Annotated in this window: 24 protein-coding genes; 14 read left to right on the top strand and 10 right to left on the bottom strand. The window is 67.4% G+C overall.

Going from position 1 to position 24,693, the window contains the following annotated elements; translation table 11 throughout:
• Positions 1-87 precede the first annotated feature (87 nt).
• The 4 genes from ACFCV3_RS02470 (at position 88) to ACFCV3_RS02485 (ending at position 4,564) form a co-directional block, all read left to right on the top strand.
• Positions 88-1,866, top strand: coding sequence for a hypothetical protein (locus ACFCV3_RS02470; protein WP_376025384.1), 1,779 nt, complete (start codon positions 88-90; stop codon positions 1,864-1,866).
• Between the two features lie 26 nt (positions 1,867-1,892).
• Positions 1,893-3,113 carry an alkaline phosphatase gene (locus ACFCV3_RS02475; RefSeq protein WP_376025385.1) on the top strand — a complete coding sequence of 407 codons (1,221 nt, stop codon included), beginning with the start codon at positions 1,893-1,895 and terminating at the stop codon, positions 3,111-3,113.
• Positions 3,114-3,123: 10 nt separating this feature from the next.
• A complete protein-coding gene (locus ACFCV3_RS02480; protein ID WP_376025387.1) occupies positions 3,124-3,582 on the top strand; it encodes a GNAT family N-acetyltransferase in 459 nt (152 codons plus the stop codon).
• 88 nt (positions 3,583-3,670) lie between these two features.
• Positions 3,671-4,564 (top strand): MBL fold metallo-hydrolase, encoded by an 894-nt coding sequence (locus tag ACFCV3_RS02485; protein WP_376025388.1) that lies wholly within the window; start codon positions 3,671-3,673, stop codon positions 4,562-4,564.
• On the opposite strand, the gene ACFCV3_RS02490 is transcribed toward ACFCV3_RS02485, so the two are convergent.
• Positions 4,561-7,089: a hypothetical protein gene (locus ACFCV3_RS02490; protein ID WP_376025389.1), complete on the bottom strand. Its 2,529-nt coding sequence runs from the start codon at positions 7,087-7,089 to the stop codon at positions 4,561-4,563. The two genes, ACFCV3_RS02485 and ACFCV3_RS02490, sit on opposite strands and share 4 nt — an antisense overlap.
• A gap of 91 nt (positions 7,090-7,180) precedes the next feature.
• Between ACFCV3_RS02490 and ACFCV3_RS02495 the strand changes: the two genes are divergently transcribed.
• The 3 genes from ACFCV3_RS02495 (at position 7,181) to ACFCV3_RS02505 (ending at position 9,912) form a co-directional block, all read left to right on the top strand.
• On the top strand, positions 7,181-7,789 hold the full coding sequence (locus ACFCV3_RS02495; RefSeq protein ID WP_376025391.1) for a TetR/AcrR family transcriptional regulator: 609 nt from the start codon (positions 7,181-7,183) through the stop codon (positions 7,787-7,789).
• Positions 7,790-7,878: 89 nt separating this feature from the next.
• Complete coding sequence (locus tag ACFCV3_RS02500) at positions 7,879-9,285, top strand: glycoside hydrolase family 30 beta sandwich domain-containing protein (protein WP_376025393.1); 1,407 nt, start codon at positions 7,879-7,881, stop codon at positions 9,283-9,285.
• An 18-nt stretch (positions 9,286-9,303) separates the two neighbouring features.
• The gene (locus tag ACFCV3_RS02505) at positions 9,304-9,912 is read left to right on the top strand and encodes a biotin transporter BioY (RefSeq protein WP_376025394.1); all 609 of its coding nucleotides are present in this window, start codon (positions 9,304-9,306) and stop codon (positions 9,910-9,912) included.
• On the opposite strand, the gene ACFCV3_RS02510 is transcribed toward ACFCV3_RS02505, so the two are convergent.
• The 8 genes from ACFCV3_RS02510 to ACFCV3_RS02545 form a co-directional block, all read right to left on the bottom strand.
• Positions 9,861-10,463: an energy-coupling factor transporter transmembrane component T family protein gene (locus ACFCV3_RS02510; protein ID WP_376025395.1), complete on the bottom strand. Its 603-nt coding sequence runs from the start codon at positions 10,461-10,463 to the stop codon at positions 9,861-9,863. The two genes, ACFCV3_RS02505 and ACFCV3_RS02510, sit on opposite strands and share 52 nt — an antisense overlap.
• On the bottom strand, positions 10,460-11,143 hold the full coding sequence (locus tag ACFCV3_RS02515) for an energy-coupling factor ABC transporter ATP-binding protein (RefSeq protein ID WP_376025396.1): 684 nt from the start codon (positions 11,141-11,143) through the stop codon (positions 10,460-10,462). The genes ACFCV3_RS02510 and ACFCV3_RS02515 overlap by 4 nt, the downstream gene beginning before the upstream one ends.
• A complete protein-coding gene (locus ACFCV3_RS02520) occupies positions 11,134-12,222 on the bottom strand; it encodes a thiolase family protein (RefSeq protein WP_376025398.1) in 1,089 nt (362 codons plus the stop codon). The genes ACFCV3_RS02515 and ACFCV3_RS02520 overlap by 10 nt, the downstream gene beginning before the upstream one ends.
• Positions 12,215-13,135, bottom strand: coding sequence for an o-succinylbenzoate--CoA ligase (locus ACFCV3_RS02525; RefSeq protein ID WP_376025400.1), 921 nt, complete (start codon positions 13,133-13,135; stop codon positions 12,215-12,217). The genes ACFCV3_RS02520 and ACFCV3_RS02525 overlap by 8 nt, the downstream gene beginning before the upstream one ends.
• Positions 13,136-13,249: 114 nt before the next feature.
• On the bottom strand, positions 13,250-13,801 hold the full coding sequence (locus ACFCV3_RS02530) for a DUF998 domain-containing protein (protein ID WP_376025402.1): 552 nt from the start codon (positions 13,799-13,801) through the stop codon (positions 13,250-13,252).
• Between the two features lie 59 nt (positions 13,802-13,860).
• A complete protein-coding gene (locus ACFCV3_RS02535; protein WP_376025404.1) occupies positions 13,861-14,928 on the bottom strand; it encodes an epoxide hydrolase family protein in 1,068 nt (355 codons plus the stop codon).
• Between the two features lie 4 nt (positions 14,929-14,932).
• On the bottom strand, positions 14,933-15,517 hold the full coding sequence (locus ACFCV3_RS02540) for a helix-turn-helix domain-containing protein (protein ID WP_376025406.1): 585 nt from the start codon (positions 15,515-15,517) through the stop codon (positions 14,933-14,935).
• Between the two features lie 40 nt (positions 15,518-15,557).
• On the bottom strand, positions 15,558-16,121 hold the full coding sequence (locus ACFCV3_RS02545) for a TetR/AcrR family transcriptional regulator (RefSeq protein WP_376025408.1): 564 nt from the start codon (positions 16,119-16,121) through the stop codon (positions 15,558-15,560).
• Positions 16,122-16,239: 118 nt separating this feature from the next.
• Here ACFCV3_RS02545 and ACFCV3_RS02550 point away from each other — a divergent pair, with 118 nt between their 5' ends.
• The 7 genes from ACFCV3_RS02550 (at position 16,240) to ACFCV3_RS02580 (ending at position 23,257) form a co-directional block, all read left to right on the top strand.
• On the top strand, positions 16,240-17,145 hold the full coding sequence (locus ACFCV3_RS02550; RefSeq protein ID WP_376025410.1) for an alpha/beta hydrolase family protein: 906 nt from the start codon (positions 16,240-16,242) through the stop codon (positions 17,143-17,145).
• A gap of 64 nt (positions 17,146-17,209) precedes the next feature.
• Positions 17,210-17,818, top strand: coding sequence for a hypothetical protein (locus ACFCV3_RS02555; RefSeq protein ID WP_376025412.1), 609 nt, complete (start codon positions 17,210-17,212; stop codon positions 17,816-17,818).
• Positions 17,815-18,885 carry a peptidoglycan-binding protein gene (locus ACFCV3_RS02560; RefSeq protein WP_376025414.1) on the top strand — a complete coding sequence of 357 codons (1,071 nt, stop codon included), beginning with the start codon at positions 17,815-17,817 and terminating at the stop codon, positions 18,883-18,885. Before ACFCV3_RS02555 ends, ACFCV3_RS02560 begins: the two co-directional genes overlap by 4 nt.
• Positions 18,882-19,547: an ABC transporter ATP-binding protein gene (locus ACFCV3_RS02565; protein WP_376025416.1), complete on the top strand. Its 666-nt coding sequence runs from the start codon at positions 18,882-18,884 to the stop codon at positions 19,545-19,547. Before ACFCV3_RS02560 ends, ACFCV3_RS02565 begins: the two co-directional genes overlap by 4 nt.
• Positions 19,544-20,764, top strand: a complete 1,221-nt coding sequence (locus ACFCV3_RS02570) for an ABC transporter permease (protein ID WP_376025418.1) — start codon at positions 19,544-19,546, stop codon at positions 20,762-20,764. The genes ACFCV3_RS02565 and ACFCV3_RS02570 overlap by 4 nt, the downstream gene beginning before the upstream one ends.
• Before the next feature lie 20 nt (positions 20,765-20,784).
• On the top strand, positions 20,785-21,474 hold the full coding sequence (locus ACFCV3_RS02575; protein ID WP_376025420.1) for a response regulator: 690 nt from the start codon (positions 20,785-20,787) through the stop codon (positions 21,472-21,474).
• Between the two features lies 1 nt (position 21,475).
• Positions 21,476-23,257, top strand: a complete 1,782-nt coding sequence (locus ACFCV3_RS02580; protein ID WP_376025422.1) for a sensor histidine kinase — start codon at positions 21,476-21,478, stop codon at positions 23,255-23,257.
• A gap of 435 nt (positions 23,258-23,692) precedes the next feature.
• On the opposite strand, the gene ACFCV3_RS02585 is transcribed toward ACFCV3_RS02580, so the two are convergent.
• Positions 23,693-24,637, bottom strand: coding sequence for a helix-turn-helix domain-containing protein (locus ACFCV3_RS02585; RefSeq protein ID WP_376025424.1), 945 nt, complete (start codon positions 24,635-24,637; stop codon positions 23,693-23,695).
• Between the last annotated feature and the right edge of the window lie 56 nt (positions 24,638-24,693).

Genomic DNA, 24,693 nt, shown 5'->3' on the forward strand with positions numbered 1-24,693 from the left:
TACAGTCTGGTTTCTGTTAGGAAAGTTTACTTATTGTTCCGCTACCGTTCACCGAGCCCCGCCCCCGTTGGCCGGAAGGAGCGCGACGTGTCCCTGGTCCGCCGTACGACCGTGTCCGCTGTTGTCCTCGCGGTGTCCTTGTCCTCGATCTCCGCCCCGGCCCACGCGGCGACCGCCTGGCCCGGCGGCCCGGCCGTGACTGTTGCCGATGGCAGCAATGTGTTCGGGACGAACCTGAGCGGACTCTCGTTCGAGAGCCCAGATGTCTTGTGGGCAGTCAAGAACGGACCCAGTACGCTCTACCGGCTGGTTCGCGACGGCACCCACTGGAAGCCGGATGCGGTCGGCGGCCGGACGTTGAACTATCGCGATGGCAGCGGTGATCCCGACGCCGAAGGCGTGGTCCGTACGCCGGACGGCGTGGTGGTCGCGACCGAGCGCGACGGTGACGACAGCGGAACCAGCCTGCTGAAGGTGCTCCGCTACAACCCGAGCTCCACGGCGAAATCTGTCAACGCTGTTGCCGAATGGGATCTCACGTCCGACCTTCCCGAGGTGGGCGACAACTCCGGCCTCGAAGCGATCTCCTGGGTCCCGGACGCGTTCCTGACCTCGAAGGGCTTCCGCGACGAGAACACCCAGGCCGCCTACCGGCCGGGCTCGTACGCCAACCACGGCACCGGCCTGTACTTCGTCGGGCTCGAGGACAACGGGATGGTCTACGCCTACGCGCTGAACCAGTCCGGCGGGAGTTTCACCCGCGTGGCCTCGTTCGCCGGCGGGTTCGCCACAAACATGGACCTCGAGTTCGAACCGGAGACCGGTCGGCTGTGGTCGACGTGCGACAACCACTGTCAGGGACAGAGCGCAGCGCTCTCGATCGTGAACGGGAAGTTCACCGTCGCGACGACCTACGACCGGCCGGGACAACTCGGCAACTACAACCTCGAAGGCTTCGCGATCGCGCCGCACTGTGCGTCCGGTCGCAAGCAGGTCGTCTGGGCCGACGACGACAACACCGGCGGACATGCACTCCACGCGGGCTCGCTGCCCTGCACTGCGCCCGAGCGAGGCGATGACGGCTGGGAGAAGATCGGCGACGGGATGACGGCCGGTGTCAGCGGAATCGCCGTACTGGGCGACAGCGACGACGTACTGGTGGTGCGGGACAACAAGAAGGCCGGCGAGAACCGCGCCGTACGGGTCCGGCTCGACGACGGCGAGGTCGGCAAGGTCGAGCCGATCGCCTGGCCGGGTGAACTGCCCGTTGACCTGGAAGCTGTCGAGCCGGTGCCAGGCCGGTCTGGTGAGTACGTCGCTTTGGCCAGTGCAGGCAAGGGATTCGTGTTCCAGCTGAAGGGCTTGCGGCTCAAGGTGCTGGCCACCTTCCAGGTTCCGCAGGGGCAGCCGGGTGACAACTACGAGAGCTTCGCGTTGAAGACGGTCCGGGGTCGCCTGTACGCCGTCTGGGCGGATCGCGGCCAGGATGTCCGCTCGTCGACGCTCTACTCAGCCCCCTTCGATATCGGTACGACGACGTTCGGGCAGGTACGGACGGTGCCGTTCCGGGTGCCTTATCCGACGACCGACGTACGGCACATCTCCGATGTCGAGATCACCGACGACAACCGGGTGCTGGTCACTTCGGCATCGGATCCAGGCGACGACGGTCCGTTCGATTCCGCCGTGTACCTGGCCGGCAAGCTCGGCAAGGACGGCTCGATCGGGCTCGCCACGAAGGAGCTCGCCCGGTACCCGGGCCACAAGATCGAGGCGCTGACCTGCCTGTCGCGCTCGTGCGACCAGGTGCTGTACGGAACCGATGACGAGGCGGCCGGTGGCGCCGTACTCATCGGGCAGTTCTGATCATCATTCTCTAGCCAGGAGGCGATATGCGCGGTCTTGCCGTGGCAGTGGCGTTGACGGTTCTCGGTGGCAGTACGGCGGTCGCCGTCGCCCAGACGACGCAGGATCAGGAGGCCAAGAAGCCCCGCGTCGCGAAGAACATCATCTACATCCAGGGTGATGGTCTGGGGCCCGGGCAGCGCAACCTGATCCGGCTGGCCACCAAGGGCCGGTACGGCGAACTGGAGCTCGACAAACTGCCGGTTGCCGGGATGGTGCGGACCACGTCCGTCGATCCGCATGAGATCGTCACCGACTCGGCCGCCTCGGCCACCGCGCTGGCCACCGGTCACAAGACCAACAACGGCGTCATCGGCATGGACCCGAAGGGCAAGCCGGTCGAGACGATCCTCGAGCTGGCGAAGAAGGCGGGGAAGTCGACCGGCCTGGTCACCACCGCCACGGTGACCGGCGCGTCACCGGCGTCCTTCGCTGCTCACGTGCCGAGCCGCGATCTGCAGAACGACATCGCCAAGCAGTACATCGAGAACATCAGGCCCGACGTACTGCTCGGTGGCGGCGAAGACTGGTGGTTCCCGAAGGGCAACCCCGGTCAGTGGCCGGACAAGCCCGGCGAGGAGAGCAACAGCCCGTACGGCAACCTGGTCGAGCAGGCCCAGCGCACGGGCTACACCTACGTGCGCAACGCCGACGAACTGCGCACCACCCGCTCGAACCGCCTGCTCGGTCTCTTCGCGAACGAGGACATGGTCGACTACGGAGAGAACGGCAAGTACGCGCCGCGTGTCCCCCTGCAGCAAATGGCCCGCAAGGCCTTGGACGTGCTCTCCCAGAACCCCCGCGGCTTCTTCCTGTTCCTGGAGGAAGAAGGCACCGACGGCCTGTCCCACGACAACAACGCCGCCGGAGTGATCGACGCCGGCCGCGCCCTCGACACCACCGTCGCCGAGGTCATGCGCTTCGTCGCCAAGCACCCGGACACCCTCGTCATCATCAACGGCGACCACGAGACCGGCGGCCTGAGCATCGAGGACCACGACACCGACGAGGAGAAAACCGACCCCCGCCAGGAAGGCCCCTTCAAGATCCCCGGCTCGAACCTGCGTTTCTCCGTCGACTGGACCACCAACAGCCACACCGGCGCCGACACTCCCCTGACCGCCTCCGGCCCCGGCTCCGACCGCCTCACCGGCGTCCTCGACAACACCGACGTCTTCCACGCCATGCGAGCCGCCGCCCGACTCTAGACTGGGCGCCGTGGCGACTGACTTGGTGATCGAGGAACGTCCTGTTGATGATCCGGAGCTGGCTCGGTTGCTGGCCGCCGCGTTCGACGAACTTGTCGGGCGGTACGGCGCGGAGGGGCGGTCGCAGGTGAAGGACGGGGCGCGGTATCTCGTGGTGCTGGATGACGAGACCGCGGTCGGGTGCGGCGCCGTACAAGCCTTCGAGCCGGAGCACGAGCATGCCGGCGACGGTGAGGTGAAGCGGATGTACGTTTCGCCTGAGGCGCGTGGGCGCGGGCTTGCCCGGGTGCTGCTCACGTGCCTCGAGCATGTGGCGCGGGAGGCGGGGCATCCCGTGCTGCGGCTGTCGACCGGCCACCTGCAGCCGGCGGCGATCGGTCTCTACGAGTCGAGCGGCTACCGGCGTACCGACCCGTGGGGCAAGTACGTCGACCAGCCTTCCACGTTCTGCTACGCAAAATCCCTCTAGGGGCGCTGTCACAGATCGGTCTGCCCTCTTGTCATTGACGACAGGACCGGACGGTCGCTTCGCTTTGCGCCCTCCAGAGGAGAAGACCTTGAACTGGAACAACAACACCAACGACTTGGTTCCGTCGCGTTATGCGCTGAAGGTCGGCGACATCGACGTGATGGTGATCAGCGACGGCGTACTGCCGATCACCGCCTCGACGCTGGCCACGAACGTCGCCCCGGCCGAGCTGTCGGCCTGGCTCAGCGAGATGTTCCTGCCGCCGGAGGTGCTCGACTGGCCGCTGAACGTGGCCGTGGTGCGCAGCGGTGACCGGACCATCCTCATCGATTCCGGGCTGGGGACGGAGTTCCCCGGCTTCCCGCGAGCCGGGCAGTTGGCCCTCCGGCTGGACGCCGCCGGGATCGACCCTGGCTCCGTGACCGACGTGGTGCTCACCCACCTGCACATGGACCACATCGGTGGACTGCTCGTCGACGGGCTGCGCGGCCGGCTGCGCGCAGATGTCCGGGTCCACCTCGCGTCCGCCGAGGCTGAGTTCTGGGAGAAGCCGGACTTCTCGCGCGTCGTCATGCCGGAACCGATCCCCGACGTACTGCGAACGACGGCCGCGCGGTTCCTGGACATGTACCGCAGCCAGTTGCAGGCATTCGAGACGGAGTACGAGGTGGCACCCGGGGTCGTCCTCCGTCGAACCGGCGGTCACACTCCCGGCCACAGCATCGTGCGCCTGGAGTCCGGTGGCGAGCGACTCACCTTCGCCGGCGACGCCGTCTTCCAGCCCGGTTTCGACAACCCGGGCTGGTACAACGGCTTCGAACACGACCCCGAGGAGTCGGCCCGCGTCCGCCTCAATCTCCTGCAGGAACTGGCGGCCAGCGGCGACCAACTGATCGCCACCCACCTCCCATTCCCGTCCGTCTGCCACGTAGCAGTAGCCGGCAACGCCTTCCGCTTCGTACCGACGGTCTGGGACTACTAGATCGGTACTGCGACATACCCCTCGGCTGGTACGGCGTACGTCGTTCCGTTGACGACGATCGTGGTGAAGCCGGGGGGTGCGTGGACGAGGAGGCGTTGGGGTTTGGTGCGCCAGGCGGCGGTCCAGGTGAGGGTCAGTTGGGTGTTGCCGGTACGGCGGAATTTCAGCGAGACGGGGCCGTAGACAGTCGGCATCTTGTCGAACACGGTGTCCTGGCCGGTGGCGAGCCAGGCCATCGGGCAGAGGCGGAGGAGGTTGAGATCGGTCTCGGAGAGGCTGTCGTCGACCACCGCCAGGCGCATCAGCGAGAAGATGGTGGCGTGCGTGCCGAGTGAGGCCGACATACCGCCGCGGTGTTCGAAGGGGATGTATGTCTGCGGTGAGACGCCACCAGCGGCCAGGGAGTACAGACCTTCGAGGAACTTGGCGCGGTCGCCCAGCTGCCAGGAGTGGAAGATGTTCCAGCTGTAGATCGGTTCGAAGCTGGAGATCTCGTGCTCGAGGATCGGAGCGTCGAGTGGGTGTTTGCGGGAGCCGCCGTTCCAGAGTCGGGCGTTCGGGCCGACGCGGAAATAGTCGCAGTACTTGACCATCCGCTCGTCGGATGCGGGCAGGAGCCCGGCCCAGACCATCACCATGGCGCCGGTGTCGAGGCGCATGGCCTCGCCGAACGCTCCGGCCGCGCCGAAGTAGTTCGCCGGGTAGATCGGGTAGTCGTTGCCGTCCGGGTGCCGCCATTTCGGGGACTGGGCGCCGACCGTCTCCAGCGCCTGAACGGCCTTGGCCTGGTACGCCGCGGCGAAGAGCGTCAGCTCTTCCTCGCGCGGATGCTTGAGCCGCTTGAGCAGCCGCAGGGTCGTCATCAGGCCCTTGTAGATCCACGCGGTCGCCCAGATGCTCTGGACCGAGCCGCCCTCATCGCTCGCCCCACCGGCCGGCGGCAGACCCTTGACTCCGTCGTGATTGGTCAGCGCGCAGACGTCCTTGATCCAGTCACAAGCCTTGAGCAGGTTGGGCAGCCAGGCGTCGATGAACGCCTGATCCCCGGTCATTAGCGCATGGGTCGACACCGCGAGCATCACCGCGCCGTGGTCGGGCAACCAGTTGATGGCAGTGACGGTGTCCGGCGTCGCGAAGTACCCCGGATGTTTGACGTAGTAGTCCGGGCCTGGTGGCGTCACCGTGCCCTGCGTGGCCTTGTAGAGCTCGAGGTGCTGCGCGACCACGTCGTGATAACCCAGCAGGGACAGGAACATGTGGCTGGTCATCGACGTCGGCGTGGTCCACAGCACGTCGTACCCCATCGATCCGGTCAGGAAGGTGGAGTAGTTCTGCCCCGGCACCTTGCACGCGACCACCTCGGAGAACTGGATGTTCCGCGTGACCAGGTCGTTGACGTACTTCTCCGGCGTGCTGACCGTGGCCGCGGTGGCGGGCTTGCGCGACCAGTACCGGTTCGATTCGGCGAGCGCACCGTCGTACCCGAGATTGACCTCGGGCAGGAACTCGCGCGTCTCTTCCACCGGCCGCATGCACTGCAGGATGTCGACCCGCGATCCGACCTCCGGCTTGAGCCGGGCGGCGATCTCGTAGATCGGCTTGGTCCTGTCCTTGGTATCGATGAAGTCCGGGGCCGGTGCGCCCTTCATCGCCAGTACGGCGAGTTGGGGCCCGCGGGGTCCCCACATCGAGAAGCCGGCCATCGCGCTCGTGCTCAGGTCGAACTTCCACCGGGTGTAGGTGAAGGGGGCGAGCTCCGGGAAGCCCGTGAGCACGATGCCGTCCTGCCAGTTGTACGGGAGCTCCTGGGAGTAGTACGCGCGGCAGACCCGGATCGCGAAGCCGTAGTCGCTGCCGTCCTTCACCAACCGGGGGTCAGCGGCAACCACCTCGAGCCGGATCCACGCGAAGAGTGGCTCCTGACCGGTCACCACGTCGGCGCCGTTCAGCGCGTGGGCGAACACCGACTGCCGCAGTACCAGCCCTGCCTCGGAGAACGTCCACTCCGTCTGCAGCACCGGTGTCGGGTGGTCGGCCCAGCTCTGCCGCCCGCGGCCGTACAGCCCCTGGTCCTCGCGGTAGACGTAGAAGTGGCCCGGGTACAGATCCGGCATCCGCGGCGGTGGATCCGTCGGCTTCTGCTTGGTGAACGCCGGTCCGCCCCACGGCGTCATGTCCAGCTGCAGCCGGTCCTTCTCATAGTGCTTGTCGTCGTGCTCGTTGCCCGTTTCGAACTCCTTGATCTTGCGCGCGAGCGGAGACGGCGCGCCGATCACGCTGCCGTTGTAGGTGACGTTGAACCGGAACAGGTGGTCCTTCCAGCCGAGCGGCGTCCAGACGTTGCGCGGATTCGGCCACCACAGTTTGGCCAGCTCGATATCCGGCTCCACCCCCGCGAGCCCAGCCACTGCCGGTGCCGGGACAGCAGCAGGTGCCGCGGCCGCCGACCCACTGGGAACCGCGGCCGCCGCGAGTGCGCCACTACCAGTAGCAAGGAAAGTGCGTCTGGACCAGTTCGTCGCCATCCGAACAACGTAAGGACCTTCGGACATCTCGCCCATCGTTTCGACGTCGGTGATCACGCTCTTGACAGCGCCGCGCAGGTAGTGTGCACGCATGGCGAATCGGCGGGAGGGGGCGGGCCGGCGGACCAATGCCGAGCGGACCGCGACGACGCGGGGCGAGATCCTGTCGGCGGCCATCGCCGCCTTCGGGACCAGGGGATTCCACAAGGCCTCGCTGCAGGAGATCGCCGCTGCGGCCGGGGTCACCCCGGCCGGTCTGCTGCACCACTTCGGTAGCAAGAACCAGCTGCTGACCGAGCTGCTCGCCCATCGCGACGGCTCTGAGATCGCCGAGGTGAACGACCCGGAGCGCCCCTACGGCACCGACTTCCTCGACCATCTCGCCGCCACCGCCGAGCGGAACAGCCGGCGCCGCGGCGTCACCCAGCTGTACGCCGTCCTGTCCGCGGAAGGTGTCACCGACGACCACCCGGCCCAGGACTACTTCCGGGCCCGGTACGACGGCCTGCGCCGGATGATCGCGGACGAGATCCGCACCGCACAGGCGGCCGGTGATCTGCCGGCCGGCCCGGATCCGGTCCGGGTGGCGACCTTGGTCATCGCGGCCATGGACGGTCTGCAGATCCAGTGGCTCTACGACCCCGAGGCCGTCGACATGGGTTCGCTGATCCGCGATCTCATCACCGCACTGACGCGCTGAAACCAGTGGTCACGAGGTCTTGACGTGACGGAAACACTTACCGAACATTCAGTAGGTAAGTACTCCGCACCGCCCCCACGGAGGCTCACATGTCCAGATCCGTCCGACCCGTCGCCGCTGCTGTCGCACTGGCGGTCCTCCTCCCCGGCGCTCCCCCGGCGCAGGCCGCGACCTCGTCCGAGGTGTGGCTGACCACCGCCGACGGCTCCCGGCTGCTCGCTCGGCAGGCCGATGTCGCGTTCGGCTCGGCCACGAGCGGAACGACCATCGACGTGAACGCCGGCACGACGTACCAGACCATGGACGGCTTCGGTGCCGCGTTCACCGACTCGTCCACCTGGCTGACCTGGAACCGGCAGAACAGCAGCCAGCGCGACGCGATGCTGACCAAACTCTTCGACCGCACGAACGGCATCGGTCTCAGTCTGATGCGGCTCCCGATCGGCGCCAGCGACTTCACCGCGAACAGTGCCGACTACACCTTCGACGACACCTGCTGCGATCTGAACGACTTCTCGATCAACCACGACAAGGCGTTCACGATCCCCGTCATCAAAGCGGCCAAGGCGAAGAACTCCTCGCTCAAGATCATGGCCAGCCCGTGGACGCCACCGGCCTGGATGAAGACCAACAACTCCTTGTACGGCGGCAGTCTGCGCACCGACCGCCATGGCGTCTTCGCCGACTACTACGTGAAGTATCTGCAGGCCTATGCGGCCGAAGGGCTGCCGATCTACTCGCTCGCGATCCAGAACGAGCCGCATCACGAGGCGGCGTACGAATCGATGCGGATGGCGGCAGGTCAGCAGGCCGACGTGATCAAGAACCACCTCGGCCCGAAGCTCGCGGCGAACGGGCTGACGCCCAAGCTCGTTGCCTGGGACCACAACTGGAACGAGGCCAGCTACGCGACCACGGTCCTCAACGACGCGGGCGCGAAGCAGTACCTGGCCGGGTCGGCGTTCCATTGTTACGGCGGTGACGTGAGCGCGCAGACCGCCGTACACAATGCGCATCCTGATCGCGACATCTGGTTCACCGAGTGCTCGGGCGGCGAGTGGGCCACCAACTTCGGCGACAACCTGAAGTGGAACCTGCAGAACCTGATCATCGGCGGTACCCGGAACTGGGCCAAGGGCGTCCTGTTCTGGAACCTCGCCCTCGACCAGAACCACGGCCCCACGAACGGCGGCTGCACCAACTGCCGCGGCGTGGTCACGATCAACAACGGCACCGGGAATGTCGCCTACAACGTCGAGTACTACGCCCTCGGTCACGCGAGCAAGTTCGTCGTCCCTGGTGCACGCCGGATCAGCTCCACGAACGTCGCGGGCAGCGTCGAGACCGTTGCCTTCCGCAACCCGGACAACTCGATCGCCCTGATCGCGCTCAACCCGTCCGGCTCGGCCAGGACCTTCACCGTCCGGTACGCCGGCCAGTCGTTCAACTACACCTTGCCCGCCGGAGCCGTCACCACCTTCAAGTGGGCCGGGTGAAGCAGGCACAATGACGCCATGAGCTCTGAGAGGCGTACCCGGGACCTGGCGTTGATCGCGACCTTCGCGGGTCTGGTCGGCGCCATGGGCCTGGTGCCAGGTGTGTCACCGTTCGGGTTCCCGGTGCCGGTCACCGTGCAGACACTGGGCGTGATGATCACTGGTGCTGTCCTCGGCGGTCGCCGGGGTGGGCTTTCGATGTTGCTGTTCCTTGCGCTGGTTGCGCTCGGTCTGCCGCTGCTGTCCGGCGGCCGGGGTGGGCTGGGTGTCTTCACCGGGCCGAGCGCCGGATACGTGATCGGGTTCCCGGTCGCGGCGTTCGTGATCGGGACTCTCGTGTACCGGTTCGGAGCGCCGTACCGGATGTGGCTGGGGCTGCCGAGCATCGTCTTCGGTGGGATCGTGGTGCTGTACTGCATCGGCATCCCGGTCACCGCCTGGCGGGCACACCTCAGTCTCGGTGAGGCGATCACGGGGAGCGCGTTCTTCCTGATCGGGGACAGTGTGAAGGCAGTCATCGCGACGGTCGTGGCCGATGCCGTACATCGCGCCGTACCGGATCTGCTGCCGCGCCGTCAGTCGTCGAAGCCGCGGGCAATCAAGGCCTCGGCCAATCCGTCGGCCTGACGGAGCGAGCGGACCACCAGCGGTACGGCGAACGCCCGGAGGCTGAAGCCGAGTCCGCGAGCCAGTTGGGCTTCGCGGACATCCCGGGCGAGGTCGAAGACGACCGCGACCGAGCGGATGCCGAGGGCGAGGGCGATGCCGAAGCGCTCGGGGTCGACGCCTACGCGTTTGAGGGGCGTGGCACACCGGACTGCGAGGTCGAGCAGCTCGGTCGTGCGCGTCGTACTGCTGATCACGCCGGCGAGGATGAGTAGCGCGGCCAGACCGCCGGCGACGTGGAAGGCGGTCGCTGGTCCATCGGTCAGCCATTGGTAGCCGCCGAGCAGGACGACGATCAGCAGATAGGCCTTCCACTGCCTGACGAGGACTTTGCGGGGCATGCGTGCTGTCGCTGCAGCTGTTGCCGCGAGCACGAGTGCGCCTGCGGTCAGCCAGACGTTGTCGATGACTACGGTTGCGATCGAGACCACGGCCAGGGTGAGTACCTTCGTACCGGCTTTGGTTCGATGCAAGATCGACGTACCGGGGACGTAGGTCATGAGATCGCTCATGAGGCCAGACTCCGGTACGCCGCGCGTGCCTGATCCGGCTCGTCGTCGCAGACGAGACGGCCGTTGTCGAAGACCAGTGTGCGATCGAAACCGTCCAGCAGGTGCAGGTGGTGGGTCACCAGGATCACTTGCAGGTCTAGCCGTTCGATCTCGTGGCGGATCCGTCGTTCGTTGCTCAGGTCAAGCAGTGTGGTCGGCTCGTCGAGTACCAGGACCTCGGGTTCGGTGACCACGACGGAGGCCAGGGCGAGCAGTTGCTTCTGACCACCGGACAATGTGTGCGCGGGTCGATCGGCGAGCTCGGTCAGGCCGTAGGTGGCGAGGACGTCGGCGACGCGCTGCTGCACCTCGGGCTTGGCGAGGCGCAGCCGACGGAGGCCGAAGGCAACATCTTCGGCGACCGTCGGCATCACGATCTGCGAGTCCGGATTCGTGAAGCAGAACCCGACCTTGCGGCGGATCCGGCGCGCCTGGTTCGCCGTACTGTCGCCGTCGACCCGCACGGTCCCGGTCTCAGGGAGGACGAGCCCGTTGATCATCCGGACGAACGTCGACTTGCCGGAACCGTTGCCGCCGATGATGCCGATGCGCCGTTCGCTGAGCTCGACGGTGACGTCCTTGAGGACGGGTTGCCCGTCCCCGAAGGCGTGCGTGACCTCGGTGAATTCGATCAGCGGCATGCTTCGACCAGGATCGCCGTACCTTGGCCACCACCGGCAGCGATCGCCGCAACGCCGTACCGGCCGCTCTGCTGCGTGACCAGCTGACTGAACAACCGCACCGCCAGTACGGCGCCGCTCGCGCCCCAGGGATGGCCGAGCGCCAGCGCACCGCCTTGGGTGCAGACGCGCTCGTCGGGGAGACCGAGCACGTCGCAGCACGCGAGCACCTGGCCAGCGAAGGCTTCGTTGAACTCCCAGACATCGATCTGCTCAATCCCCAGACCCGTTGCCTTGAGCACCTTTTGTACGGCGGGCACGATTCCCAGCCCGGGCAACGTCGGATCCACGCCTGCCGAAGCGGTCGCCAACACCCCCAGCCCCGGCCCGGTCTTGGACAGTGCGACCACCGCCGCGCCATCGTTGATGCCACACGAATTGCCAGCAGTCACCGTGCCGTCGGCCCGAAACACCGCAGGCAACTTCGCCAGCCGCTGCACCGTCAGCCCACGCCTGATCCGCTCATCAACCGTCTGACCGTTGACCGGAACGATCTCCCCCTCAAACGCTCCAGCAACCTGCGCCGCCGCGGCCCGCTCATGCGACCGCGCCGCATATTCGTCCTGCCGCCCCCGCGTGATCCCCTGCAGCTCAGCCAACAAATCAGCCGCCGCACCCATCTCCGGATCCCGCCCAACAGGAGCAAACGGCGCCCGGTCATACCGCACCGCCCCCGCATCCCCCACCGGAGGCCAAAACCGCCACGGAGCGGTCGACGCACTCTCAACCCCACCCGCCAAGACAGTTCCTTGTGAGAAGCCTGCGGCCGCGAGTTGGATGGCGGCCAGGCCGCTTGCGCATTGGCGGTCGACTGTCAGCGCCGGCACGTGGTCGGCAATGCCTGCGGTCAGCGCGGCTACCCGGGCGACGTTTCCGCCCGGGCCCATGCAGTTGCCTAGGACAACGTCCTCGACCTGACCAGCGGGAACGAGCTGCTTCAGCACGGCAGCGCCGAGGTCGGCGGCCGCGACATCGCGAAACGCCTTGCCTGCCGTACCGATCGGCGTCCGGAGCGCATGGGTGATGAACACGTCAGACACGCGCCAGCCTCGCTCGATCGATCTTCCCGCCGGGTGTCAGCGGCAGTTCGCCGACAAACTGCCAGCGCCGCGGCCGGTGTGACGGCGGCAGGTGTTCCCGCGCGTACTCGCGCAGTGTCGCCAGATCAGCCTCCACCACAACCGCAACCGCCAGCACCTCCCCGAGCACCGCATGCGGAACCCCGAACACCACCACGGGCCCCCGCGCAACACTCGCTAGCCGTTCCTCCACCTCGGCGATCACCACAGTCGCCCCGGATGTCGTGACAGCTCCGGGCCGACCGAGCACGCTGAGCGTCGTACCGGACCAGCGTCCGCGATCACCCACCGTCGCCCACCCGTCCGGATCGGTGCGCAACGGGCCGGTGGCGCCATCGGCGTACCCGAGGCACACGTACGGCGACCGCACCCAGATCTCGCCGTCCCGGAGCTCGACCTCCACCCCGTCGAACGGCCGCAGGTCATCGGCATGCGTGCCCGCAGCAACGAACGACAACTCAGCAGCGCCGTAGTAGTGCACGACATTCGCCGCCGCGGCCCGCCGCTCCAACCGAGCCCCCGCCACGCAGATCACCACCTCCGGCCCCAACTCACCACCCAGCCGATCAAGCTGAGCCGGAGTCAGACAAGCATGAGTCGCCTCCCCAGGCTCCCCCACAACCCGAGCCCCGACCACCTCCGCATGCACCGCCGCAAACAGGTTCATCGTCGCGCTCAACGGCCCCGGAACCCACACAGCCGCCCCCGAACCAACCCCAGTCAGCTCCGAGTAGGCCTCGAACGACGCCCACCACGACTCCGTGTCCCGCACCACCATCCGCGGCCGATCGGTAGTACCGGACGTCGGCAGCGCAATCGGCACCCCAAGCTCCCGCGCCTCGAGCACCGCCCGCACCGAAACCCCAGCAATCACGCCCCCGACTGTACGTAACAACAGGACGTAGTCATGTACGTATACCCCCGTTCCCGCCTGAGCCCCACCCAGAACCCCGCGATCCAGCGACTACTACCTGTCCTTCCGCACACCTCAGCGGGTCAGGACGGCGATCGGGACGACAAGGTAGAAGAGGTTGATCGAGGCGATGAAGATCCGCTCGGACAGGCCGAAGAACCGTCGGCGCAGCGGGCGGACGACCAGCGCGACAACCAGGGCGGCGAGCGAGACCAGGGCGATCCAGCGCAAGGCATTCAGCACGACCAGGTCGAACTGGTCGGTGAACGTGCTGGTCAGGCTGAAGCTGATGGCGAACCAGGCGATCGCGGCCAGGTAGTGGATCCGGCCGATCGCCGTACGGCGGGCGCCTTCGAGATCGGTCGGGAGGAACGGGAGTACGACGAAGATCGCGGCCAGGATCAGCAGCCAGACCGCACCGCGGTCGACGGCACCGGCCAGGGCCGCCCAGGCGGCAGCCCAGACCCAGGTGGCGACTGTCGAGAGGCGGCGGGTGGATCCGACGGCGTAGTCACTGACAGCATGCTCGATGGGGTTGTACTCGCTGCGGACAAGATGGAGCGCAACGAACAACCCGAACCGGACCAGGAACAGAGCGGCAGCGACGGCGGCCAGAGCGGTAGTCATGGGTACATGTTCGTTCCATAGCCTGAAATTCTGATGACACGCACCTGCGCAGCCGCCTTCTACACCTCGCGCATGAACGCGGTGAGCTCGCCGGCCACGAGCTTGGGCTCCTCGAAGGCCATGAAGTGGCCGCCGCCGTCCGGTGCGAGGTAGCGCCGGATGTCGCCGGCCGCGCGCTCGGCGATCGAGCGCGGGAACAGCGGCATGTTCCACTCCTGGCTCTGGGTGACCGCGACCGGTACGCCGATGGTCGGCCGGTTCCCGTTGTGCGAACCGTCGTAGTACGGACGGAACGACGTACCGATCGAGGCTGTCACCCAGTAGAGGGTGACGATCGTGCAGAGGTCGTCGCGGCTGAAACGCGACTCGAGGTCGCCGTGGCAGTCGCTCCAGGCACGCAGCTTGTCGATGATGAACGCGGCCAGCCCGGAGGGTGAGTCCAGCAGCGCCGCAGCAACCGTGTCAGGCCGGGTGCCGACGATGGCTCCGTAGCCGCCGTCCTCGTCGCCGCGCTCGTCATCCGAGTCGAGCCACACCTGCTCGGCCTCGGTGATCGGCTCCGCGAAGTCCGACGGGAACGGCCCGTGGATGACGTGGATTCCGGCGACCTGGGCCGGGTACATCGTCGCGAGCCACCCGCACACCGAGCCGCCGATATCACCACCGAAGGCGAAGTACCGCTCGTAGCCGAGGGTCTCGGTCATCAGCCGGTGGTACCGCTCGGCGATCGCAACCTTCGTGGCCGGCCCCTCGGTCGGTGTCGACCACAGAAACCCGGGCAGCGAAGGGATGACCACGTCGACCTCGAGCAGGTCGGCGAGCGGCAACAGCTCAGCGAACGTGCTCGGCCAGCCATGCGTGAGCAGGACCGGCGGCCGCGTCGGATCGCGTCGGATGTGCACGAAGTGAGTGCCGTCCACTATGTACTGCGGGTATTCGTTCAACCGCGCCTCGGCGGCCCGCCAGTCGAACTCGTCGGCCCAGTGGGAGACGAGCGAACGCAGGTAGTCCGGATCGACACCGGCCTCCCAGTCCTTCGCAGTCGGTACGGCGAATCGCGTCCGCCGCAGTCGCGACCGGAGATCGTCGAGCTCCGCATCGGGTACGGCGATCGTGAAGGGATCCATCGGACTACTCCTCGTCGGTTCCGCCGCGAGCCAGCGGGAACGCATTGAGCTGCAGCTGCACCGGTCGGGCACCTGCAGACGGTTGAACTTGGAGGCGGCGAGCGATGACTGCGTCGATGTCGGCCACAACGGACCGGAGTTCGTCGGCAGTGAGCCGCAGGTTGACGGTGTCGAACGAGGCAACGTCGAGCCACTCAGCACTGAAAGCGTGCTCACGGAATTCACGGACGGCGTCGTCGCGGCGGCGCATCCACTCCTGATCGATCAGCTCGGTCGCGAGCCGCTCGGCACTGCCCTCCGGCTGCTGATGTGCGTCCGGCAGCGTGATTGATCCCGGCGCCCGCATCCACCAGCGCTCCCGCCCGGTGCCGCGCCCGACATCCTCGGCGACCAGACCGTGCTTCGCCAACTGGCGAAGGTGGTAGCTGGTGGATCCGCTCGACTCACCGAGCCGCTCCCCCAACCCACTGGCCGTGAGCGGTCCGTACATCGACAGCTCGTCGAGAATCCGCACCCGCAGCGGATGCGCGAGCGCCCGCAACGCCGCCGTACCCAAAGCCGGCGCCCGGGCCGAGATCACCTCTTGCATGATGCAAAGATAGCTTTGCAAAGATTCCTTTGCAAGAAACTCAGTGCGCGAGGCCGTCCAGCAGCAGATTGACCAGGCGGCGAGGGTCGTAGGTGGCGTCGCCTTCACGGCCGATGCAGAGGTTTCCGATGCCGCGCATCAGCTCGTAGGCCTTGATGTCGGAGACGATCTCGCCGGCCTCGGCGGCGGCCTCGAGCAGCTCGGTGCAGATCGGCAGCAGGCGGTCGAGGAAGTAGCCGTGCAGGGCTTCGAAGCCACTGCTGTCGGACTGCAATGCGTGCGCGAGGCCGTGTTTCGTGACCAGGAAGTCCACGAAGAGGTCGACCCACTCCCGCAGCGCCGCGAACGGTGAGTCCAGCTCGGCCAGCAGGCGCGGGCCGGCTTCGGCGCAGGCCTCGACCTGATGCCGGTAGACGGCGACGACCAGGTCCGCGCGGGTCGGGAAGTTCCGGTAGATGGTCCCGGTACCGATGCCGGCCTGGGCCGCGATCTCCCGGATCGGCGCATCGACGCCGGACACCAGGAACACCTCGGCCGCCGCAGTGAGCAGCTTTTGCTCGTTCCGCAGCGCATCGGACCGTCTGTTCCGGCCGGTCTCCGCCATCCGAACTCCCTCCTTCGCAGCAAACGGAACGACGTCCCACTTGATAACCGGAACAACGTTCCGTATCGTAAGTGGAACAACGTCCCGGTTCTCACTCTAGTGCACCGAAGGAAGCAACATGAGCGTCCTCTCCTACAGCCCGGTGATCCTGTCCGTCCCCGGCCGGCCCGTCGACCTCCAGGTCCGGGTCTCAGCACCGGCGACCGGCACGGACCTGCCGGTGATCCTGCTGTCGCACGGCCACGGCTTCGCGAACAATCTGTCCTCGCTGAACGGCTATGCCCCACTCGCCAACGACTGGGCCGCGCGTGGTTTCGTCGTCGTCCAGCCCACCCACCTCAGCTCGCGGACGCTGACCAGCGTGGTCGGTGCCGCGCCGGGAGCGCCGTACTTCTGGCGATCGCGCGCCGAAGACATGTCCCAGATCCTCGACCAGTTCGACCTCATCGAGGACGCCGTAAAGCAGCTCGCCGGCCGGGTGAACCGCGACCATGTCGCCGTCGCCGGCCACTCGCTCGGCGGCTTCACCGCCACTCAGTTGCTCGGGGCCCGCATCACCGACCCCGGCACCGGCGAGATCGCGGACCTGCGCGAGCCGCGGATCAAGCAGGGCATCGTCCTGGCTGCCCCGGGCCGCGGCGACGTCCTGAACGGCCCGATGGCAGACGCCATCGACTTCGCGCGGACGATCGACTTCAGCACGATGACGACACCGGCCCTGGTGGTCATCGGCGACAAGGACGACTCACAGCACTTCACCGACCTGGGCCCCGACTGGCACGCCGACCCGTACCACCTGGCACCGGCCCCCAAGACCCTGCTCACCGTCTTCGGCGCCGAGCACCTCCTCGGCGGCATCCAGGGGTACGACGCCGCCGAGACCACCGACGAGGATCCGCAGCGAGTCGCCGCCATCGCCCGCCTGACCGCGGCCTACCTGCACACTCAGTTCAACCCCGGCAGCTCCGCCTGGCAAGAAGCCTCGGAGGAGCTTGCGGGGCTCGCAGCCACCGAGTCCAAGTAGGCGAGGACAGGATCGGCACCGGGAGCCGACAATTCCCTGACATTCGGTCGGCATCGTGGCGTGTATGACGATCAGGAGACTGTTGCAGTGGGCACCGATGGTGCTGGTGGTGGTGCTGGCGGCCGGCTGTTCGGCCTCGAAGGCGGACACCCAGGCTCAGACCGGGAAGGCACCGGATATCGCCACACTCGAGACGCCGACCCCCGGCAAGGGCGGTAGCACCACGAAGGCGACCCCGAAGGACCCGGATGCCGGCCGCGTCCGGGAGCGGATCGACATGACCGATGCGGACCGCCAGCGGCTGCTCCAGCCGTACCTGCAATGCATGAAGGACAACGGGATCGACGTCCTCGCGAAGCGGAAGGAGGCCGCCGTACTGGGCAGTGGGCCGGTCACGGACCCGAAGAAGGCGAAGAATGCAGGCAAGGTCTGCGAGCCGAAGCTGCCGCTGCCTGCTTGGGAGGTCGACGCCAACAACCCGGATGCGATGGAGTTCGGCCGCAAGGTCGTGCAGTGCCTCAAGGACAAGGGCGTCAAGTACGTCGAGCTGTCCAAGGACACGTCGTCCGGCATCGTCGGCCCGTCGCTCGGTGGCAAGAACAACGACATGCAGTCCATCACCAAGGGCATGGACCTGATGCCCGAATGCCAGCGCGAGGTGGCCGGCAAGTGAAACGTGTGGTGACGGTGGTTGTCGCGCTGACGGTGGTCGGCGGCGGTCTGGCCGGGTTCCGGTACGTCGATCGCCCGGAGAAGGCAGTCGCGGCGAACGGCCCCGATCCGGCCCAGACGGTGGAGATCGCCCGGACCGATCTGTCCCAGGCCAGGGACGTCACCGGGCAGCTCGGGTACGGCGGCAGCTCGACGATCAAGAGTCATGCCACCGGCACGATCACGTGGTTGCCGAAGGCAAACACGACGGTGGAGCGCGGCGACGTGCTGTTCCGGTTGGACAACGAGCCGGTGACGTTGTTCTACGGATCCACCCCGCTCTTCCGCCCGATCGGCAAGCCGGCCAAGGACAAACCACTGACCGGGCCGGACGTCCGGGTCGTCAAGCAGAACCTGACAGCACTCGGCTTCTTGCCCAAGACAACGACCGACAAACTCACCCCCGCCACCACCCAGGCCATCAAGGAATGGCAGAAGTCGCAGGATCAGGAGCCGACCGGCCTGATCGACCCGACCACAGTCGTCGTGCTGCCCGGCGCCGTACGGGTCGACTCGATCAAGGCCGCGCTCGGCGATCCGGCCGCGACCGAACTGCTCGGCGTCACCGCGACCGACAAGGTCGTCTCGCTGCCCTTCGACGCCGACGCGGCCGACGGCATCAAGGCCGGTGTCAAGGTGAAGCTCGCGCTACCGAACGGCAAAGACACTACCGGGACGATTCGCAGTGTCAGCACGGACGCCACCGCTCCACCCGATGACGGCAGTCCGTCCGACGGCGGCACGAAGCCGCAGCTGGTTGCGACGATCACACTCGACCAACAGGCCGCGAGCAAGGGTGTCGACACCGGCCCGGTTCAGGTCACTGTGCCCGGTCCCAGTCGCAAGGGCGTCCTCGTCGTACCGGTTGCTGCACTACTCGCGCTGCGCGAGGGTGGGTACGCCGTACAGGTGGTGAACGGTACGACGACCACGCTGGTCGGCGTACAGACCGGAATGTTTGCCGACGGCAACGTCGAGATCACGGGGACCGGCCTCCAGGCGGGCCTGAAGGTGGTGACGACCTCATGACCGCGGTCGTCGAACTCACCCATGCGGTCAAGGAGTACCCCGGCGGTGTCCGGGCCCTGGACGACGTCTCATTGCAGATCGAACCGGGCGAACTCATCGCGATCGTCGGCCCGTCCGGCTCCGGCAAGTCGACCCTGCTCAACCTGATGGGCACGCTCGACCGTCCCACCACGGGTACGGTCGCGATCAGCGGCCACGACGTCGCCAGCCTCTCCGACCGCGAACTGTCTGCCCTGCGCGGACGCTCGATCGGCTTCGTCTTCCAGCAATTCCACCTGTCCGACGGTCACACCGCGACCGAGAACGTGGCCACCGGACTCCTGTACGCCGGTACGCCGCGGCGCGCGCGGAAACCACTCGCGCTCGAAGCCCTCGCCAAAGTCGGCCTGTCGCACCGAGCCAACCACCATCCGCACCAACTCTCCGGGGGCGAACGCCAACGCGTGGCGATCGCCCGAGCCCTGGTCAACAACCCCTCAGTCGTGCTGGCCGATGAGCCGACCGGCGCTCTCGACACTGCCAACGGCCTAGCCGTCCTGGACCTGCTGACTCAACTGCACGCAGCCGGTACGACGATCGCCGTCATCACGCACGACCGCGACATCGCCGCGCAGCTCCCCCGCCAACTCGAAATGCGCGACGGCCACCTGGTGAGCCCATGACCAAGCTGACCCAGCCGGTCCGGCTGGCGCTCTCCGATCTGCTGCTGCTCGGGCTGACTCGGGTGAGAACCCGGCCGTTGCGCGCTGCCCTTTCGGCACTCGGTATCTCCATCGGTATCGCCACCATGATCGTCGTCACCGGCATCCCCGCCTCCAGCCAGCAAGCAGTGCTCGACGAGTTGTCGACCCTCGGACCGGACCTGCTCCGGGCGGCCGCCGTACCGGATGCGACGGACAAGAGCGGCGCTCCAGCCGGGCTGCCGGTCGAGGCGGTGGGGATGGCCGGGCGGATCGGGCCGGTGCAGGACGTCAGTGGCGTGGCCAACGTGCACGCGAGCGTACGGCGTTCGGACAAGATCGACGCGACCACCAACAGCAGCGGGATCACCGTGCTGGCCGGGACGCCCAATCTGCTCGGCCTGCTCAGCGCCAAGATGTACGCCGGTAAGTTCCTGTCCCCCGCAACCGACAAGTTCCCGACCGTCGTGCTCGGCGCGAAAGCCGCTACCTGGCTGGGAATCACCAGCCTGCCCGCCGGTCAACCGCTCCCCCGGATTCTGCTCAACGACACCTGGTTCACGGTGATCGGCGTGCTTGCCGACTCACCACTGGCACCGGACGTCGCGCAATCCGTGCTGATCGGCTGGGACGCCGCCAAGACCAACCTCGGTTTCGACGGACGACCGTCGGTGGTCTACGTCCGGTGCACCGACACCGCGGTCGAGGACGTCCGCGCCGTACTGGGTCGCACGCTCAGTCCCGAGCAGCCCGGCCTGGTTCAGATCAGCCGGCCGTCCGAGGCGCTCGCGGCGAAACGCATCACGCAGAACGCCTTCTCCACCCTGTTCCTCGGCCTGGCCGGGGTCGCGCTGCTGGTCGGTGGCATCGGGGTCGCGAACACGATGGTGATCTCCGTCCTCGAACGCCGTCGCGAGATCGGCCTGCGCCGCGCGCTCGGTGCCAACCGGCGGCAGATCCGCGGCCAGTTCCTGACCGAGTCCGTCGTACTGTGCGCGATCGGTGGCCTGATGGGCGCGGTCCTCGGGGTGATCGGCGTGATCGGGTACGCCGAATCCCAGGACTGGCCGGTGGCGATTCCGGCCTCCGCTCTGCTCACCGGCCTGGCTGCGTCGATCTCGGTCGGGGTACTGGCCGGGGTCTACCCGGCGATCCGCGCATCGTTGCTCACGCCAACGGAAGCGCTGGCCTCGGATTGAGACGGCCTATAGTCGGCGATATGTGTGCGCAGGTCGTGCTTGCGGAGGATGACGAGAAGCAGGCCGAGCTGGTCCGGCGCTATCTCGAGCGGGAGAACCACACCGTGACTGTCGTGAACGACGGCCGGTCCGCTCTGGAGGAGGTCCGGCGGCGGCAGCCCGACCTCCTGGTCCTGGACGTGATGCTGCCCGGCGTCGACGGGCTCGACGTGTGCCGGATCCTGCGGCGCGAGTCCGATATCCCGGTGCTGATGCTGACCGCACGGACCGAGGAGGACGACATGCTGCTCGGACTCGATCTCGGTGCGGACGACTACATGACCAAGCCGTTCAGCCCGCGCGAACTGGCCGCGCGGGTGCGCACTCTGCTTCGCCGTACCAGGGTGCCGGTGGCAACCGAGCCCAGCACAATGCTGCGGGTCGGCGAGGTCGCGGTGGATCTCGAGCGGCACGAACTGTTTGCCGACGGCACCAAAATCACCTGTACGCCGGGTGAGTTCCGCCTGATCGCGACGATGGCCGCGCGACCGCATCGCGTCTTCACCCGCGCCCAGCTGCTGGAGAACATGCACGGGATCGACCAGTACATCACCACCCGGACGATCGACACCCACGTGCTGAACCTGCGGAAGAAGATCGAGCCGGACCCACGCCGGCCGGTCCGGCTGCTGACGGTCTACGGGGTCGGCTACAAGCTGACCGACGGCTGACATGGCCGTGCGACGCAGCATCCTGGTCCGGTTGCTGGCCGGTGCCGTCCTGATCGCGCTCTGCTCGATCGCCGCGACCGCCTGGCTGGCGGCCCGCAGCACAACGGTTGCGATCCAGGAGCAGCAGGGCCAGGCGCTCGCCGACGACGCCAAGATCTACAACACCCTGCTCGAGTACGCCGCAACGCACCGGAGCTGGCAGGGTGTCGATCGGCTGCTCACCAAACTCAGCCAGGACACCGGCCGGCAGATCAGTCTCAGCCTCCGCGATCGCACGCCGATCGGCGGCAAGCCGGTTCCGGAGACCAGGAAGCCGTCGGCTTTCATCGATCCGCTCCGGATCGACCCCAACCTGGTCGGCGCGGAGGGCGGCGGTGACCTGATCGATCCACGGGTGGTCGGCCCGTTCGCACTGACGCCGGCCCAGCGGACGGCGTACAACGAGCTTGCGCAGCGAGTCCTGAAATGCGTTCAGGGACGCAGTGGCCAGGGCAGGATCGAGGTCGCGCCAACCGGCCGGCCGCAGATCCTGGACGCCCCGGAGGCCACGGTGGCCGGCTGCCAGGGTGACCGGCTCGCCCTTATCGAGCCGCCGCAGCTGAAGGCCTACGAGGAGTTGCAGAAGGACGTCAACAGCTGCCTGAACACCCGGGGCCGCAAAGCGACGATCAAACTCGACGCCAACCTGAACTGGTCGATCCCCAGCGGCCCGGCACAGGCAGCCCCGGCCGTCGCACCACCGGCGGCGACCGCCGAGGCCGTCGAGACCTGCCTGACGAATGTACGTCGAGACATCCTCAAGCCGTACGTCGCTCCCTTCGCACTACTGTTCGTGAGCGCACCAGGCAGCAGCGCCTCGGCCGGGTTCGACCTGTCGGCGGCCAATCAAAAGCGGATCGCGGGAGTCGCCGCCGCGATCCTCGGGATCACCGTGCTGATCGCGGTACTCGGCGGAATCCGGCTGGTGCAACCACTGCGAGCGTTGACCAAGGCGTCGCGGCAGATGACGAGTGGCGACGAGGAGATCCGGGTCCGGGTGCGCGGCCAGGACGAGATCGGCCAGCTGTCACTCGCGTTCAACGAGCTCGCCGACAGCCGCGCCAAGACCGAATCGTTGCGCAGGGCAATGGTCAGCGACATCGCCCACGAACTGCGGACCCCGCTGAGCAACATCCGCGGCTGGCTCGAAGCCGTCGAGGACGGAGTCGCCCACCCCGATCAGGCCTTCATCGCCTCCCTCTCCGAAGAGGCCGCGCTGCTCCAGCACATCATCGACGACCTCCGCGACCTGGCCACCGCCGACGCCGGCAACCTCCGCATCCACCCCGAACGCGTCTACCTCGGCCTGCTCCTCGACCAGGTCGTCGCCACCTACCTCAGCCAGGCCGAGCACGCCGGAATCACGTTGTCCTCGGCAACCGACGGCGACATCGAGCTGGACGCCGACCCGGTCCGCCTCCGCCAGGCCGTCGGCAACCTGGTCGCCAACGCCCTCCGCTTCACCCCCGCCGGCGGCACAGTCCGAATCAACGCCCACCGCGAAGGCACCGACGTACTGATCGACGTCACCGACACCGGCGCCGGCATCGCCCCCGAAGACCTCCCCAAGGTCTTCGACCGCTTCTGGCGCGCCGAACAATCCCGCAACCGCCACACCGGCGGCAGCGGCCTAGGCCTCCCCATAGTCCGCAGCCTCATCGAAGCCCACCACGGCACCACCACCGCCACCAGCCACCTAGACCAAGGCTCCACCTTCACCCTCCGCCTCCCCCAAACCAACTGACCCCAACCTTGAGCACCGTTCAACCATCCCGGCGGGCCTCACGTGGTTGACGGATACTCAAACTGGCGCCGGACCACGACCTCGGCTCCCCGGGACGGTCGGAGTGCGTTACGCGTCAACTTTTCGGCGCATAGACCCGAAAACCACCGCACAACGCAAACCCTCCAACATCACGCACCCCAGCCACAGCCCGTCAGCCCCAAACAACGCAAAACCCCGGTCGCCCACCTCGCCACCCGGCCCAGCCACCCGCTCGGCGCACCCTCTGGTTTTGTCGGCCGCCTTTGGCGGTCGAGTGGGCTGAGGCCCGAAAGGACTCGGCCGGGGACGTGCGCTGTGGCTGATCGCCGCGTCCGGCCGATCTGAAAGACAGCATGGGCTGGGCGCCGCCGTGGCTGGCGTGGATGGCGTGCTCCGGCGACCGGCGGGGGTGGGTTAGGGGTGGGTGGGGGTGCGGAAGGTTTGGCGGTAGGTGTGGGGGGAGACGCCTACGGTGTGTTTGAAGTGGCGGCGGAGGGTGGTGGGGGTGCCCATGCCGGTGGCGGTTGCGATGGCGTCGATGGTGTCGTTGGTTGCTTCCAGCAACTCTTGGGCCCGGCGGACGCGGCGGGTGAGGAGCCATTGGAGGGGGGTTTCGCCGGTGGTGGCGCGGAAGAGGCGGCCCAGGTGGCGGGGGCTGGTGTTGGCTTCGCGGGCGAGGTCGGTGACGGTCAGAGGCTGGTCGAGACGCGCTTCGGCCCAGTGGAGCAGACGAGACAGGGCGTGCTCGTCTGCCGGCTGCACGGGCTTGGAGACGAACTGTGCTTGCCCACCAGCGCGATGCGGCGGTACGACGAGGCGCCGGGCGACCGCGTTGGCCACGGCTGCACCTCGATCCAGGTACACCAAGTGCAGGCAGAGGTCGACTGCCGCGGCCTTCCCGGCGGCGGTTAGCACGCGACCGTTGTCGGTGTAGAGGACATCCGGATCGACCTCGGCCGCTGGGAAGGCTCGACTCAACTGCTCGGTGTGTGCCCAATGCGTAGTCGCCCGCTGCCCGTCCAGCAGCCCGGCCGCGCCCAGCACGAACGCCCCCGTGCACAGCGACGCCACCCGCGCGCCCGCGTCGTGCGCCGTCCGCACCGCCTCGACCAGCTCCACCGGCGGCGGTACGTCGACGTCCACGCAGGCCGGCACGATCACCGTGTCCGCAGCGGCCAATGCATCCAGCCCATGATCGGGCTCGACCTGGAACGGCCCGACCCGGATCGGCCCCGGTCCGCACAGCCGAACGTCGTACCAGTCAGGCACGTCGACCGGCGGATTGCCGAAGACCTCGTAGGCGACCCCGAGCTCGAAATGCAGGAGCTGCCCGGCCGCGGCGACCGCAACGGTATGCATGTCCGAAAGTGTACGCATGGTGGCGTTCCGGACGCTCCCAGAAGATGAATCGAGCG

Origin of the sequence: Kribbella sp. NPDC056345 (genome assembly GCF_042262745.1) — a bacterium.
GTDB lineage: Bacteria > Actinomycetota > Actinomycetes > Propionibacteriales > Kribbellaceae > Kribbella.